The sequence below is a fragment of the Rhizobium sp. NLR16a genome (assembly GCF_017948245.1).
GTDB lineage: Bacteria > Pseudomonadota > Alphaproteobacteria > Rhizobiales > Rhizobiaceae > Rhizobium.
Window position 1 is genome coordinate 372,221 of sequence record NZ_CP072867.1, and the last position, 15,313, is coordinate 387,533.

At 62.4% G+C, this 15,313-nt stretch carries 13 protein-coding genes; 4 read left to right on the forward strand and 9 right to left on the reverse strand.

Annotated elements, in window-relative coordinates; translation table 11 throughout:
• Positions 1–60: 60 nt before the first annotated feature.
• Positions 61–1,656, forward strand: coding sequence for a GMC family oxidoreductase (locus tag J7U39_RS23995; protein WP_210632304.1), 1,596 nt, complete (start codon positions 61–63; stop codon positions 1,654–1,656).
• A gap of 9 nt (positions 1,657–1,665) precedes the next feature.
• A complete protein-coding gene (gene mmsB / locus J7U39_RS24000; protein ID WP_210632305.1) occupies positions 1,666–2,547 on the forward strand; it encodes a 3-hydroxyisobutyrate dehydrogenase in 882 nt (293 codons plus the stop codon).
• Positions 2,548–2,555: 8 nt separating this feature from the next.
• Here mmsB and J7U39_RS24005 read toward each other — a convergent pair whose 3' ends face one another.
• From J7U39_RS24005 to J7U39_RS24045, 9 genes are all read right to left on the reverse strand, one after another.
• Complete coding sequence (locus J7U39_RS24005; protein WP_210632306.1) at positions 2,556–3,335, reverse strand: ATP-binding cassette domain-containing protein; 780 nt, start codon at positions 3,333–3,335, stop codon at positions 2,556–2,558.
• Positions 3,336–3,494: 159 nt separating this feature from the next.
• Positions 3,495–4,253 (reverse strand): fumarylacetoacetate hydrolase family protein, encoded by a 759-nt coding sequence (locus tag J7U39_RS24010; RefSeq protein WP_210632307.1) that lies wholly within the window; start codon positions 4,251–4,253, stop codon positions 3,495–3,497.
• An 81-nt stretch (positions 4,254–4,334) separates the two neighbouring features.
• Positions 4,335–5,708: an FGGY-family carbohydrate kinase gene (locus tag J7U39_RS24015; protein ID WP_210632308.1), complete on the reverse strand. Its 1,374-nt coding sequence runs from the start codon at positions 5,706–5,708 to the stop codon at positions 4,335–4,337.
• On the reverse strand, positions 5,705–6,025 hold the full coding sequence (rhaM, locus tag J7U39_RS24020) for an L-rhamnose mutarotase (RefSeq protein WP_210632309.1): 321 nt from the start codon (positions 6,023–6,025) through the stop codon (positions 5,705–5,707). The genes J7U39_RS24015 and rhaM overlap by 4 nt, the downstream gene beginning before the upstream one ends.
• Entirely contained in the window at positions 6,022–7,032 is a 1,011-nt protein-coding gene (locus J7U39_RS24025; RefSeq protein ID WP_210632310.1) for an ABC transporter permease, read from the reverse strand. Before J7U39_RS24025 ends, rhaM begins: the two co-directional genes overlap by 4 nt.
• Positions 7,029–8,018, reverse strand: coding sequence for an ABC transporter permease (locus J7U39_RS24030; RefSeq protein ID WP_210632311.1), 990 nt, complete (start codon positions 8,016–8,018; stop codon positions 7,029–7,031). Before J7U39_RS24030 ends, J7U39_RS24025 begins: the two co-directional genes overlap by 4 nt.
• 10 nt (positions 8,019–8,028) lie before the next feature.
• Complete coding sequence (locus tag J7U39_RS24035; protein WP_210632312.1) at positions 8,029–9,564, reverse strand: sugar ABC transporter ATP-binding protein; 1,536 nt, start codon at positions 9,562–9,564, stop codon at positions 8,029–8,031.
• 74 nt (positions 9,565–9,638) lie between these two features.
• Entirely contained in the window at positions 9,639–10,634 is a 996-nt protein-coding gene (rhaS, locus tag J7U39_RS24040; RefSeq protein ID WP_064808509.1) for a rhamnose ABC transporter substrate-binding protein, read from the reverse strand.
• A 48-nt stretch (positions 10,635–10,682) separates the two neighbouring features.
• On the reverse strand, positions 10,683–11,495 hold the full coding sequence (locus J7U39_RS24045) for a DeoR/GlpR family DNA-binding transcription regulator (protein WP_210632313.1): 813 nt from the start codon (positions 11,493–11,495) through the stop codon (positions 10,683–10,685).
• A gap of 196 nt (positions 11,496–11,691) precedes the next feature.
• Here J7U39_RS24045 and J7U39_RS24050 point away from each other — a divergent pair, with 196 nt between their 5' ends.
• Positions 11,692–13,788, forward strand: coding sequence for a bifunctional rhamnulose-1-phosphate aldolase/short-chain dehydrogenase (locus J7U39_RS24050; protein ID WP_210632314.1), 2,097 nt, complete (start codon positions 11,692–11,694; stop codon positions 13,786–13,788).
• Positions 13,789–14,000: 212 nt separating this feature from the next.
• Positions 14,001–15,293: an L-rhamnose catabolism isomerase gene (rhaI, locus tag J7U39_RS24055; protein ID WP_210632315.1), complete on the forward strand. Its 1,293-nt coding sequence runs from the start codon at positions 14,001–14,003 to the stop codon at positions 15,291–15,293.
• Positions 15,294–15,313: the final 20 nt, after the last annotated feature.

The following is a 15,313-nucleotide window of genomic DNA, read 5'->3' on the forward strand; positions in this document are numbered from 1 at the left end:
TCTTTCGCAGCGTGGGCAGAGGCGGGCGGCCAAGCATCTGGATTTTCGTGCAGGGCGCACATGGATCGTTACGACTACATAATCATCGGGGCAGGCAGTGCCGGCTGCGTACTCGCCAATCGTCTATCCGCCGACGGCAGGAGCCGCGTGCTGCTATTGGAAGCCGGCGGCAGCGACAACTACCACTGGATCCATATCCCAGTCGGCTATCTCTATTGCATCAACAATCCGCGTACCGACTGGTGCTTCACCACGGCGCCGGAAGCGGGGCTGAACGGCCGGGCGCTGAGCTATCCCCGCGGCAAGGTACTCGGCGGCTGCTCCTCGATCAACGGCATGATCTATATGCGCGGTCAGGCGCGCGATTACGACCTCTGGCGGCAGATGGGCTGCAGCGGCTGGGGCTGGGACGATGTTCTGCCCTTCTTCCGCAAGTCCGAGGATTTTTATCGCGGCGAAGACGAGATGCATGGGGTCGGCGGCGAATGGCGCATCGAGAAGGCGCGGGTGCGCTGGGCCGTGCTTGACGCCTTCCAGCAGGCGGCGAGAGAAGTCGGCATCCCCGAGACGGAAGATTTCAACCGCGGCAGCAATGAAGGTTCCGGCTATTTCGACGTCAACCAGCGCTCGGGCATACGCTGGAACACGTCGAAAGCCTTCCTGCGCCCGGCGCGCAAGCGCTCCAACCTGACGGTGCTTACCAAGGCGCAGGTGCGGCGTCTGCTGGTGGAGGAGGGGGCCGTCGCCGGGGTCGAATTCCAGCACCAGGGCGTGGCGAAGCGCGCCTATGCGGGCAAGGAAACCATCCTTTCGGCCGGTTCGATCGGCTCGCCGCATATTCTGGAACTCTCCGGCATCGGCAGGGGCGAGGTGCTGCAGCGGGTGGGCATCGATGTCGTCACCGAGATCAAGAGTGTCGGCGAGAACCTGCAGGATCATCTGCAGCTGCGTCTGGCCTATAAGGTGACCGGCGTTCCGACGCTGAACGAAAAGGCGACGAAGCTGATCGGCAAGGCGGCGATCGGGCTCGAATATCTCGTCCGCCGCTCCGGGCCGATGGCGATGGCGCCGAGCCAGCTCGGCATCTTCACCCGCTCGGGGCCGGACCGGGAGACGCCCGACCTGCAATATCACGTGCAGCCGGTCTCGCTCGAAAAATTCGGCGACCCCGTCCATCCTTTCCCGGCGATCACCGCGAGCGTCTGCAATCTGAGGCCGGAAAGCCGCGGTTCGGTGCACCTGTCGAGCCCGGATTTTGCCGCACAGCCGACGATCAGCCCGAAATACCTCTCGACGCAGCGCGATCGTGACATAGCTGTCCGTTCGATACGGTTGACACGCAGGATCGTCGCGCAGCCATCCTTCGCGAGGTTCCGGCCGGAAGAGTTCAAGCCGGGGCCGAGCTATCAGACCGAGGCCGATCTGGAGCGGGCGGCCGGCGATATCGGCACGACGATCTTCCATCCCGTCGGCACCTGCCGTATGGGCGCCGACAGGGAGAGCGTCGTCGATCCCAGGCTGAAACTCAGGGCGCTCGGCAAGCTCAGGATCGCCGACGCCTCGGTGATGCCGTCGATCACCTCGGGCAACACCAATTCGCCGACGATCATGATCGCCGAAAAGGCGGCGGCGATGATCCTCGAAGACAATCGATAGGAGAAGACCATGGCAAGGATCGCATTCATCGGGCTCGGCAACATGGGCGGGCCGATGGCGGCCAATCTCGTCAAATCGGGTCACGAGGTTCTCGGCTTCGATCTCGCCGCCTCCGTGCTGAAGGCGGCCGAGGCGAGCGGCGTCAAACCGGCGAGCCATGCCAGCCAGGCAGTCAAGGACGCGGAGATCGTCATCACGATGCTGCCGCAGGGCCGGCATGTGCTGACGGCGTGGACCGATATCCTGCAGACTACCGCGCAGGGAACACTTGTCATCGATTGCTCGACCATCGATGTCGAGAGCAGCCGCAAGGCGCATGAGATGGCCAACGCAGCAGGCTGCCTGTCGCTTGATGCACCCGTCTCGGGTGGCACGGGCGGCGCGAGCGCGGGAACGCTGACCTTCATGACCGGCGGCTCCCCGGAAGCCTTCGCCCGGGCGAAGCCGATCCTCGAAGCCATGGGCAAGAAGATCGTCCATTGCGGCGAGGCGGGCGCTGGTCAGGCGGCGAAGATCTGCAACAACATGATCCTCGGCATCTCGATGGTCGGCGTCTGCGAAGCCTTCGTGCTGGCCGAGAAACTCGGCCTCTCGCATCAGGCGCTGTTCGACGTCGCCTCGACCTCATCAGGCCAGTGCTGGTCGATCAACACCTATTGCCCGGTTCCCGGGCCGGTGCCGACCTCGCCTGCCAACAATGGTTACAAGCCAGGTTTTGCCGCAGCCTTGATGCTGAAGGATCTCAAGCTCTCGCAGGAGGCGGCGCTCGCGAGCGGCGCTTCAACGCCGATGGGCGCGGAGGCTGCGCAACTTTATGCGCTCTTCGAAAAGCAGGGCAATGGCGGCAGGGATTTTTCCGCCATCATCGAGATGTTCCGCGAGAAGGTGTAGGCGACGGCCTACAAGAGATAGCTGACCGGTTCCCTTCGAACCGGGTGCGGGAAGACGTCCATGCCGACGCCGAAAATCGAGTGCAGCGTGTCGGCCTGCATGATCTCGGCGGGCGTGCCTTCGGCCGTGATCCGGCCGCGGCTGAGCGCGACGATCGCGTCGCAGTAGCGGGCGGCGAGGTTGATATCGTGCAGCACGATGACGACGGTCAGCCCGCGTTCATGGCTGAGATCCTGTACCAGGGAGAGAACGCTCGCCTGATGGGCGAGGTCAAGCGCCGATGTCGGTTCGTCGAGTAGCAGGCAGCTGGCATCCTGGACGAGCATCATGGCGATCCAGGCGCGCTGGCGCTCGCCGCCAGACATGTTGGCAACGAGGCGATCGGCAAAATCCTCAAGACCGGTGCGGGCGATCGCCTCCTCGACCTTGCTGCGGTCCGTTGCGGTGAAGCGCCCGAGCGTACCGTGCCAGGGAAAACGGCCGAGCGCCACCAGTTCGCGCACGGTCATCCCGTCGGCCGCCGGGGTGAATTGCGGCATATAGGCGACGTGCCGGGCAAACTCGCGGGCACCCCAGTCAGCCGCCGGCTTGTCGTCGAAGGCGATGGCGCCGGATTGCGGCGCGATCTGGCGGGCGAGGATCTTCAAAAGCGTGCTCTTGCCAGACCCGTTCGGCCCCACCAGACCGTAGATGCGGCCCTTTTCGAGGGTCAGGTCGACGCCCGAGAGGATCGACTTCGGCCCGATGGCATAGGTAATTCCGGACAGGGCAAGGAAGGACGAAGGCATGGTCTGCTCCAGGTTCGGCACTGCAGGTTCGGGAGGCAAGCCCTCCCTTCACACCCGGTTCCTGCAAAACTAAACTATGATTGTCAACTTATCTTTTTCCGCTGAGCAAGAAAGCGGGAGCGCGGGCATTGTCGAGGCCGCAGGCAGAAATGACGTCAATCAGGTCTTCGACACCGAAAAACTCAGCCTGGCGTCGCCGAAGAGGATGTCGATCTCGCCGGGTTCAGACAGTTCGATGGCGCCGCTCAACGTGCCCGTCGTGATCAGCGCGCCTGCCTTCAGCGATGTTTCCGGACGCAAGTCGTCATTGGCGTAGTCGACCAGCCAGGTGAGAACGTCGCCCTTCGGATGCTGGGCCGGACCGTCATAGATGGTGCGGCCGGCATGGGTGACCTTGAGCGGCGTGCCGCCGGCGGTATCGACAAGGCTGTTGTCGAGCTTCGGACCGAGCACATAGCCGCTGTTGCCGAGGCGGTCGGCGGCAAAGAGCAGGAAGGAAACGCTGCCGCTTTCCCTGACCGCGCTGAGCAGCAGTTCGGCGCCGAGATGGACAGTGGAGATCGCCTTGACCACTTCGGCGCGGCTGTACGGCTTACCCGTGCGGATCGGCAGGTCATTGCCGAGGCGAACAGCAATTTCGGTTTCGAATTTCAAGCCGGGATACCAGGGGATATCAGCACCGAAGACCGATTCGGCATAGGGATGCAGCGGACCGCTGACGGCCTGGCCTTGCGGCGAGACCGTCACCTTCCATGCATTGCTGGAAATGCCATCGGCCGCGGCGAGGAAATGCTGGGCTTCCATCGCCTGATGGAGGTCAGCTGGCGGCAGAAAGGCGCTGGTCGCCTCCTGTATGCCGGCTTGGCGCAGACTGTAAAGCCTGGCTGCGAGGGCGCGCGAATCGAATGCTTCTGTCATGCTGTCTCCTCGACCTGATTTTGGAGGTGCCACACTAACCGCAAGCCGGCGAGGAACAAGGGGCGCGCCTGGGAAAAGCTGCTATTTCATCGCCGCGAACCAGCGATCGCGATAGGCCTTGAGCCTGGGGATATCGGTCGGCGGAACATGTGTCTGCGCCCCGGAGACCGGCCGGATGCCGGTCAGAAGGGCGGCCCCCTGGCTGGTGCCGGTCGAGCCGGGAAGGGCGATGACATCGCGGCCGGTGAGGGCGGCGAGCAGCTTGAGATAGGTTCCGTTCAGGGCAAAGGGCCCTTCGACGATGACAGGGCCCTTGGCGCTGATCAGTCCGAGACATGCATCGGTCATCAGCGCGAGATAGAGGCAGCTGGCGGCAAAACGCTCCTCGCGGCTCGCGTCTTCGGCGCCGATCCAGCGGCTTGCCTTGCCCGGAAACGGTCCCGAACCGGAGGCGATATTGGCCAGCAGCATGATGCCCTTGTCGATGACGGCGCCGATCGCTGCCTGCGCGGCCTTTTCGTCGACAGGGCCGATTTCGGCCGAAAGGATATCGAATTCCCGCCCGCCCATGAAACGCGAGGAGGGAACGGCGCGGCCATAGGCGTCGACATTGGCAAGCGCATCGCGTTTCGGATCGAGGTGGTCGAGATCGCCGCCGACGCCGAAACTGATGACCCAGGTGCCTGTCGAGACGACGGCGAAAGGGGCTTGCCGATGGACGAGGTGCGGCAGCAGCGAGGCGTTGGAATCGTGGATGCCGCAATAGACGGGCACGGAGATGCCGATATCGTCGGCAATATCAGGCAGGACAGGGCCCAGCGCATCGAAGGCGGAGCGGATCGGCGCCATCAGACCGCGGATGCCGAGCCTGTCGACGAGTGAGGAATAGCTTGATGTTTTCGGGTTCCAGAGGTCGGTGTGACAGCCGAGCGAAGTCAGCTCATTGGTGGCGACGCCGGTCAGCCGCGCCGCCCAATATTGCGCGTAGGTTACGATGGTCGTGACCTGGGCGAATTCCTCGGGAAAGGCGGTCTTCTGGTAGTGCAGCTGCGCGCCGACATTGAGGCCCATTGCTAGGCGCGGCGAGAAGGTTTCCTCGAAGGAAGGACGCAGCCGCGTATAGGCATCCCGGATGTCCTCCGGATATTCATGCTCGTAGTCGATCACGGGCATGGCGAGAGCACCGTCCCGGTCGAGCAGCGCGGCTGCGGCGCCATGGGTGGTGATCGAAATGGCATCGAAGCCGGGGTCCCGCGCCAGGCCTTTCAGTGCGTCGAGGGCGAAGGACCAGAGCGCCTCGATATCATAATGCGGGTAGAGGCCGGTCTTGATCATGATGTTCGGCCGTTTCAGGACGGCGATCTCGGCGCCTGTCCCACTGTCGAGCACGACGACCTTGGCATTGGTCTTGCCGATATCGAGGACGGCGATGCGGCGATAGGAACTGGTGGTCATGGCATGTGGAAGAGGGTGACGAGGTCGCTTTGAACAGGCGAATTATCCGGATTGGTCGCCATGATATCGGCCATATGAGCCCACCATTTTTTCATGACCGGATGGTCCGGCAGGCTCGTCATCGTGTGGTCCTTCGACCGCGTCAGCACGCCGAACAGTGTGTTGGTCTCGCGGTCGAGATGGATCGAATAGTCGCTGGCGCCCGACTGGTGCAGCAGATCGACCAGCTCCGGCCAGATCTCGTCATGCCGCTTGCGGTATTCGGTTTCCATGCCGGGATTGAGCTGCATCTTGAAGGCGTGTTTTTCCAGGGTCATCGGGAGCTCATGAGCTTGATGCGGCGGGCGATAATCGGAATCGCGATGGTGATGATGAGGAGAAGGCCGATGAAGATCGACATGACGATGCCGGGCACGTTCAACAGGCCGAGGCCGAAGGTGACGAGGCCCATGACGAAGGCGGCGATCACGACGCCGCCGATCGTGCCCGAGCCGCCGAGGATTGAGATACCGCCGAGCACGACCATGGTGACGACCTCGAGTTCCCAGCCTTGGGCGATCGACGGCCGGGTCGAGCCGAGCCGCGAAGTCAGGCAGACGGCGGCAACACCGCTCATGACGCCGGTCAGCAGGAAGAGAATGAATTTGACGCGCTCGACCGGGATGCCGGAGAAGCGGGCGGCGAAATCATTGTTGCCGATCGCATAGACCTGCCGGCCGAAATTCGTCGCATGCAGCAGGATGGCAAAGAGGATCGCCAGCACGAAGAACAGCACGAATTCGAAGGAGAACACCCAGAACACGTAGCCCTGGCCGAAATAGGCGAAATCGGAAGGGTACTTGCCGTAGGCCTGGTCGCCGAGCACGATATAGGAAATGCCGCGGAACAGGCTCATCGTGCCGATGGTGACAACAATCGACGGCAGTTTCAGCACCGAAACGAGCACGCCGTTGAAGATGCCGCAGGCAAGGCCGGTGCCGATGCCGATCGCGACCAGGCCCGGCGTGCCGACGCCGAGTTGCGCCGCCGCCCCCATCGCCGTCGAGGCGAGGGCGATGATCGCGGCGACCGAGAGGTCGATTTCGCCCGAGATGACGAGCAGCGCCATGGCGAAGGCGATCATCGCCTTTTCGGTGAAGTTGAAAGTCGCGTCCGAGAGGTTCCAGGCATCGAGGAAATAGGGTGAGGCCACGGAATTGAAGATGAAGATCAGGATGGCGACGCCGAAGAGCAGCACTTCCCAACTCGACATGATGCGTTTGAACGGCGTGCCGAGCCGATCGGGAATGATCCGTTTTTCGGGCGTTGGAGAAACGGTGCTCATGCTGCGACCTCCGCTGCTGCGCGGTCACGCAGGATGATGCGGCCTCGATTGCGCTCGCGCCTTGCGTTGAAGACGACGGCGAGAATGATAACGGTGCCGGAGATCGCCATCTGCGTGAAGGGCGAAATGCCGATGACCGGCAGGGCGTTCTTGATGACGCCGAGGAACAGCGCGCCGAGCACGGTGCCGGCGACCGAGCCGACGCCGCCGGCAATCGAGATGCCGCCGATGACGCAGGCCGCAACGCTGTCGAGCTCGAAGCCGTTGGCGATATCGACATAGGCGACCGCATAACGCGAAACCCATAAATAGCTGGAAAGGCCGGCGAGCGCGCCCGAGAGCACGAAGGCGAGGAATTTCGTGCGGCCGGTATCGATGCCGGCATAGACGGCAGCTGTCGGATTGCCGCCGGTCGCATAGGCCGAGCGGCCGAACGGGCTGTAGCGCAGCAGCATGTACATCAGCGCGACGATGATGATCGCAACCCAGCTCAGCACCGGTAGGCCGAGGATCGGCGTGCGGGGAACGGCGAGGAAGGTCGGCGTCATCTGGTGGGCGTTCACCCAGGCGCCGCCGGAGAGCACGAAGGCCATGCCGCGATAGATGGTGAGCGTGCCGAGGGTCACGACGATCGGCGGGATTTCCAGGCGCCAGACGAGGAAGCCGTTGATGGTGCCGAGGGCAGCGCCGATCACGACCGCGGCGAGGATCAGCACGATCAGCGGCAGGCCGGGAAAGGCGGCGTTCATCATCGCGATCGCCATGCCGGTAAAGGCAAGGTTGGCGGCCACCGAGAGATCGATCGATTTCGTCAGGATAACAGTCATCTGGGCAAGGCCAAGAATGATGAGGATCGCTGTGTCGTTGAAGATGCCGGCGAGATTATCCGGTGTGGCGAAATCGGCCGCCCGCGTCGAGAAGATGCCAATCATCAGCACGATGATGGCAAAGAGCAGGGTTTCGCGTTTTCTGATCAGTTTGGCCATGCCCGTCACCTCATGCGTTTCCGGTCGCCGCGCGCACCAGCGCCTCCGGCGAAAGCTGATCGCGCTCGAAGAGCCCGGCCGACAGGCCTTCCTTCATCACCAGAACGCGGTCCGACATGCCGATGATCTCGGGCAGCTCGGAAGAGATCATGATGATCGAGAGGCCCTCTGCGGCAAGCTCGCTGATGAAGCCGTGGACGGCGGCTTTCGAGCCGATGTCGATGCCCTTTGTAGGCTCATCGAGGATGATGACCTTGGGCATGGTGGCGAGCCACTTGCCGATGACGACCTTCTGCTGGTTGCCGCCCGACAGCGTGCCGACCGGCACGGAGAGGGCGGCGGCGCGCAGATCCAGCCGCTCGGCATATTTTCGGGCGAGCGCGAATTCTTCCGCCGCCTGCAGGAAGCCCTTGCGCGAGGTGCGCGTCAGCGACGGCAGCGTCATGTTCTGGTAGATCGGCATCGGCAGCGCCAGGCCGTGGCGGCCGCGCTCTTCCGGCACATAGACGATGCCGGCCTTGATGGCGTCATGCGGCGAGCTGATCGAAATTTCCCGGCCTTCCAGCGTCAACCTGCCGGAGAGCGGCCTGGTGATGCCGAAGAGCGATTGCGCGAGTTCCGATCGTCCGGCGCCGATCAGGCCGTAAATGCCGAGAATCTCACCCTTGCGCAGGGTCAGCGAAATATCGCGGAATTCGGTGCGGTGGCTGTATTTTTCCACGTCGAGCACCGGGCCGCCGATCGCGACATCGATCTTCGGAAAGACGTTTTCGACGTCACGGCCGACCATCATGCGGACGATTTCGTCCTGCGGTGTTTCCTTGAGCTTACCCCGGCCGACAGCGCGGCCGTCGCGGAAGACGACGAAATCGTCGGCGATCTCGTAAAGCTCGTCGAACTTGTGGCTGATGAAGAGGATCGCCTTGCCCTGTTCCTTCAGGCCCTTGATGATGCGGAAGAGATCGTCGATCTCCTTGCGGGAAAGGGCGGCCGTCGGCTCGTCCATGATGACGATGCGGGCCTCGATCGACAGAGCGCGGGCAATCGCCACCAGGTGACGTTGCGCGATCGAGAGGTCCTTCAGCCGGATCGTCGGATCGATATTGCTTTCAAGCGCCGTCAGCAGCGTCTTCGAGCGGCTGTTCATCATCTGCCAGTCGATGGTGCGGAAGCGCGTGCGCGGCGCATGACCGAGGAAGATGTTTTCGGCAACCGTCAGCTCGTCGAACAGCACGGTTTCCTGGTGGATGGCGGTGACGCCGGCATCGATCGCCGCCTGGGCGCTCGCGAAGGTCACTGTCCGGCCGTCAACCAGGATCTCGCCTTCGTTCGGCCTGTAGATGCCGGTCAGGATCTTGACGAGTGTCGACTTGCCGGCGCCGTTTTCGCCGATCAGCGCCGTGACCGTGCCGGGGTGAAGCGCGATGCTGACATTGTCGAGCGCTTTCACGCCGGGAAAGATCTGGGAGATGCCGCGCATTTCCAGAATGGCGGGGGCATCGCCGGTTTTGCTGTCCGTGACGGATTGTTGAAAGGCGGCGTTCATCGGCTTTCTACCAGTGTCGAATGAGAAATCCCGGCGGCTAACAGGCCGCCGGGCTTTTATAGAGCTGCTTCGGATCAGAAGACCTTGGAGAACTGGTCGATGTTCGAGGCATTGTAGACGAAGGGATCGGCCATGGCGGCTTCGCCGTTGTCGCCGACCTTGATCTTGCCCATGCGGCCAGCATTGATTTCGCTGCCCGGCTTGCCGTCGGTCTCGCCCTTGACGAGGCGGTAGGCGATCTGGGTGGCGGAGTAGCCGAGGTCGATCGGGTTCCAGATGGCGAATTCCTTTGTCGCGCCAGACTTGATCGCGCCGGCCATTTCGGACGGCAGGCCGAGGCCGGTGACGTAGACCTTACCGACAAGGCCCTTGTCTTCGACAACCTTGGAAGCGGCGAGAACGCCGACCGTTGTCGGGGCGACGATGACCTTGACGTTCGGGTTGGACTTCAGCAAGCCTTCGGCTTCACGATAGGACTTGTCCGAGAGGTCGTCGCCGTAAACCGTGGTGACGAGGTTGAGGCCCGGGAAATCCTTGAGCTGCTTCTTCATCTGGTCGATCCAGATGTTCTGGTTGGTCGAGGTGGTCGTTGCCGACAGGATGGCGAAGTCACCCTTGCCGCCTTCGAGATGATCCTTGGCGAGCGTCAGGCACATCTTGCCGATCAGCTCGTTGGAGGAGGGGTTGAGCTGCAGGATACGGCCTTCCGGTGCGACGCCGGAATCCCACGAGATGACCTTGATGCCGCGCTGGGTTGCCTTCTTCAGCGCCGGAACAAGCGCGTCGGGATCGTTGGCCGAAACGGCGATGGCATCGACGCCTTGAGCGATCAGCGAGTTGATCACTTCGATCTGGCCTTCGGCCGTCGTCGATGTCGGACCGGTGTAGATCACTTCCACGCCGCCGAGTTCCTTGGCGGCTTCCTGGGCACCCTTGTTGGCGGCGTCGAAGAAACCGTTGCCGAGCGACTTCACGACGAGGCCGATCTTGATGTCCTTGGCGCTGGCAGTGCCGGCCATCATGGCGATGGCGAGCGCTGCGCCGAGCGCCAGTGTCTTTGCGAATTTCATGTCACTTTCCTCCCATTAAGATTTAGACTTCCACACCTCGGCGGCGCCTCATGCGACCGACGAGGAATCCTCCTTCGCAAGCTGCGCCACCGGGGTCGCGACAATAAGCCGGACGCCGGCATTCTCGACCATGCGAGCTGCCTCTTCTGAAATCCCGTCATCGGTGATGATCGCAGAAACACGGTCGAGCGCGCAGAGAATGAGGCTCGACCGCCGATTGAACTTGCTGGAATCGACCATCACGACGAGTTCGTCGGCCTGGTGCATCAGCTTCTGCTCGCTCTGGATGATGAGGGCGTCGGCCTCCATGATGCCGAGCGGGCCGACACCCTGCGCGCCGATGAACATGCGCCGCGCATAAAAATTGCGGATCGCGTCGTTGTCGAAGGGCGACAGGATCAGGCTCTGCTCGCGATAGATCGCGCCGCCCGGCACCGTCACGGTGTTTTTGGAATGCTTGACCAGATGTTCGGCGATGGCAAAAGAGTTGGTCATCACCTGCAGGCGGTGGCCGGCCATGTAATGCACCATCTGGAAAGTGGTCGTGCCGCCATTGATGATGATGGCGTCGCCGGCCTCGCAAAGTTCGACGGCGGCGCGCGCAATTGCGCGTTTTTTATCGATGTTGACTGATTCTGAAACCCGGAAGGGCCGGCCGGCGAGATTGCCGAGCTGCGGCGGATGCACCGCCTCCGCGCCGCCGCGGACACGGCGGATCTTGCCCTGCACGTGAAGAGCCGCAATGTCACGCCTGATTGTCGCTTCAGAAGCTTCCGTCAATTCGGAAATGTCCTGGATCGTCACGACGGACTTTTCCTGAACGGCGCTTAAGATGATGCGATGACGTTCGCGTTCGTGCATTGGCTCCTCCTCTTGTCATATATATTTCGTATCTGTTAAAGCCTGTCAATCACAAACGATCATAAATTTCCATATTGCGATGCAGCATAAGCGATTTTGATCGTTTTCGATTGACAAGCGCATTTATGATGCGCGATACCTTGAGCGAAAGGGCTCGCTGATCGCGGTGCCTGACAAGCCTATATGGGAGGATGATATGGCGGCGAACGTCCGGCTTCTGGAAAACCGGTGGGATGATGGTTATGCGGCGGGCCTCGATGAGCCCGGCAAGCTGCTCTATCGCTCCAATCTGCTCGGCGCCGACAAGCGCATCACCAATTACGGCGGCGGCAATACCTCGGCGAAGGTGATGGAAACCGATCCCCTAACCGGCGGCAAGGTCATGGTCCTTTGGGTCAAGGGCTCGGGCGGCGACGTCGGCACTATCAAGCTCGATGGTTTTGCGACCCTCTACCAGGACAAGCTGGAATCGCTGAAATCAATCTACAAGGGCGTCGAGGACGAAGACCGCATGGTCGGCTTCCTGCCGCACTGCACCTTCAACCTGAATGGCCGTGCCGCCTCGATCGACACGCCGCTGCACGGCTTTGTGCCGTTCACCCATGTCGACCACATGCATCCCGACGCGATCATCGCCATTGCCGCCTCGAAGAACTCCAGGGAATTGACCAAGCAGATCTTCGGTGACGAGATCGGCTGGCTGCCCTGGCGCCGTCCGGGCTTCCAGCTCGGCCTCGATCTCGAAGCCTTCGTCAAGGCGAACCCGAACGCCAAGGGCGTCGTGCTCGAAAGCCACGGCCTCTTCACCTGGGCGAATGACGCCAAGGCCTGCTACGAGCTGACACTCGACATCATCAACAAGGCGATCGTCTGGTTTGCCGAAAAGACCGAAGGCAAGACGATTTTCGGCGGTGCACTGACCCAGAGCCTGCCCGTCGCCGAGCGCCGCGCTATCGCCGCCCGGCTGATGCCGGAGATCCGCGGCCGGATCGGCAAGCAGGAGCGCAAGCTTGGCCATTTCGACGATCAGGACGCCGTGCTCGAATTCGTCAATTCCCGAGATCTGCGGCCGCTCGGCGCGCTCGGCACCAGCTGCCCCGACCATTTCCTGCGCACCAAGATCCGCCCGCTGATCGTCGATTTCGACCCGGCCAAGCCGGATGTCGACGCGATCGTCGCCGGCCTCGACCAGGCGCTGGAGGATTACCGCGCCGATTACGCCCGCTATTACAACGACTGCAAGCATGACAATTCGCCCGCGATGCGCGACGCCAATCCCGTCATCTTCCTCGTTCCCGGCGTCGGCATGCTGTCCTTTGCCCGCGACAAGGCAACGGCGCGCATCGCCAGCGAATTCTACGTCAACGCCATCAACGTCATGCGCGGTGCCTCGACGGTTTCGGAATATCGGGGCCTGCCGGAGCAGGAAGCCTTCGATATCGAATACTGGCTGCTGGAAGAGGCGAAGCTCCAGCGCATGCCGAAGCCGAAGAGCCTTGCCGGCCGGGTGGCGTTCGTCACCGGCGGCGCCGGCGGCATCGGCCGGGCGACGGCCGCCCGCCTTGTCGGCGAGGGCGCCTGCGTGGTGCTTGCCGATATCGATCAGGCAGCACTCGAAAGCACAGAGGCCGACTTCGTCAAGAAATACGGTGCTGATGCCGTGCGCAGCGTCCGGCTCGACGTTACCAAGGAAGATGCGGTGATCGCCTCCTTCGCGGAAGCTTCGGTCGAATTCGGCGGCGTCGATATCCTCGTCTCGAATGCCGGCATTGCCTCCTCCGCGCCGATCGAAGCCACCGAGCTTTCGACCTGGAACCGCAATATCGACATTCTGGCGACTGGCTATTTCCTTGTCTCGCGGGAGGCGTTCCGTCTGTTCCGCCGCCAGGCGCTCGGCGGCAACATTGTCTTCGTTGCCTCGAAGAACGGCCTTGCCGCTTCGCCGAACGCGTCTGCCTATTGCACGGCAAAGGCCGCCGAAATCCATCTCGCCCGCTGCCTGGCGCTGGAAGGCGCGGATGCCGGCATCCGCGTCAACACTGTCAACCCGGATGCGGTGCTGCGCGGTTCGAAGATCTGGAGCGGCGAATGGCGCGAGCAGCGCGCCGCCTCCTCGAAGATCGAGGTCGATGATCTCGAGGAACATTACCGCAAGCGTTCGATGCTGAAGCTCAACGTGTTTCCGGAGGATATCGCCGAGGCGATCTACTTCCTCGCATCGGACCTTTCGGCAAAATCAACCGGCAATATCATCAATGTCGACGCCGGCAACGTGCAGAGCTTTACGCGGTGATTTTTGACGGGCGGATGCGTCCGCCCCTCACCCTAACCCTCTCCCCGTCATGACGGGGAGAGGGGACTTGCCCAACGAAATGTTGGAGTAGGACAGAGACGGCGCGGCATATTCCCTTCTGCCCCTCACAACGGGGAGAAGGTGCCGGCAGGCGGATGAGGGGCGGCCCCACGGCAGTTCCAATGTAGAAATTGCAGAACCGGGAGGACAAAATGGCCGAGTTCAGGATCGCGCAGGATCTCGTCGCGAGCGAGAACGACAAGCGGGCAGCCGCACTGAAAGCCGATTATGAGGCGCTGGGCGCCATACTTGCGCGCCGCGGCGTCGATATCGAAGCCATCACCCGCAGGGTCGCGGAATTCTTCGTCGCCGTTCCTTCTTGGGGTGTCGGCACCGGCGGCACGCGCTTTGCCCGCTTCCCGGGCGCCGGCGAGCCACGCGGCATCTTCGACAAGCTCGACGATTGCGCCGTCATCAATCAGCTGACGCAGGCGACACCGACCGTCTCGCTGCATATTCCCTGGGACAAGGCGGACGCCAAGGAATTGAAGGCCAAGGGCGATGCGCTCGGCCTCGGCTTCGACGCGATGAATTCGAACACCTTCTCCGACGCGCCGGGACAGGCCCATTCCTACAAATACGGCTCTCTCAGCCACACCGACGCGGCGACGCGCGCGCAGGCGGTGGAGCACAATCTCGAATGCATCGAGATCGGCAAGGCGATCGGCTCCAAAGCGCTGACGGTCTGGATCGGCGACGGATCGAACTTCCCCGGCCAGAGCAATTTCACCAAGGCATTCGAGCGTTACCTCGCCTCGATGGCCGACATTTACAAGGCGCTGCCCGACGACTGGAAGCTGTTCTCCGAGCACAAGATGTATGAGCCGGCCTTCTATTCGACGATCGTACAGGACTGGGGCACCAACTATCTGATCGCCCAGACGCTCGGCCCCAAGGCCCATTGCCTTGTCGATCTCGGCCACCATGCGCCGAACACCAATATCGAGATGATCGTTGCCCGCCTGATCCAGTTCGGGAAGCTCGGCGGCTTCCACTTCAACGATTCGAAATATGGCGACGACGATCTCGATGCCGGCGTAATCGATCCCTATCGGCTGTTCCTGGTGTTCAACGAGCTGGTCGATGCCGAGCAGCGCGGCGTCAACGATTTCAATCCGGCGCATATGATCGACCAGTCCCACAATGTCACCGATCCGATCGAGAGCCTGATCAACAGCGCCAACGAAATCCGCCGCGCCTATGCGCAGGCGCTCCTCGTCGATCGCAAGGCGCTCGAGGGCTATCAGCAGGACAATGACGCGCTGATGGCGTCGGAAACGCTGAAGCGCGCCTATCGCGCCGATGTCGAACCGATCCTTGCCGAGGCGCGCCGTCGCGCCGGCGGGGCGATCGACCCGATCGCCGCCTACCGCGCCAGTGGCTACCGCAAAAAGGTGGCGGCCGAGCGTCCGGCATCGGTTGCCGGCGGCGGCGGCATCATCTGAGCTGCCGGGCTGAATGGAAG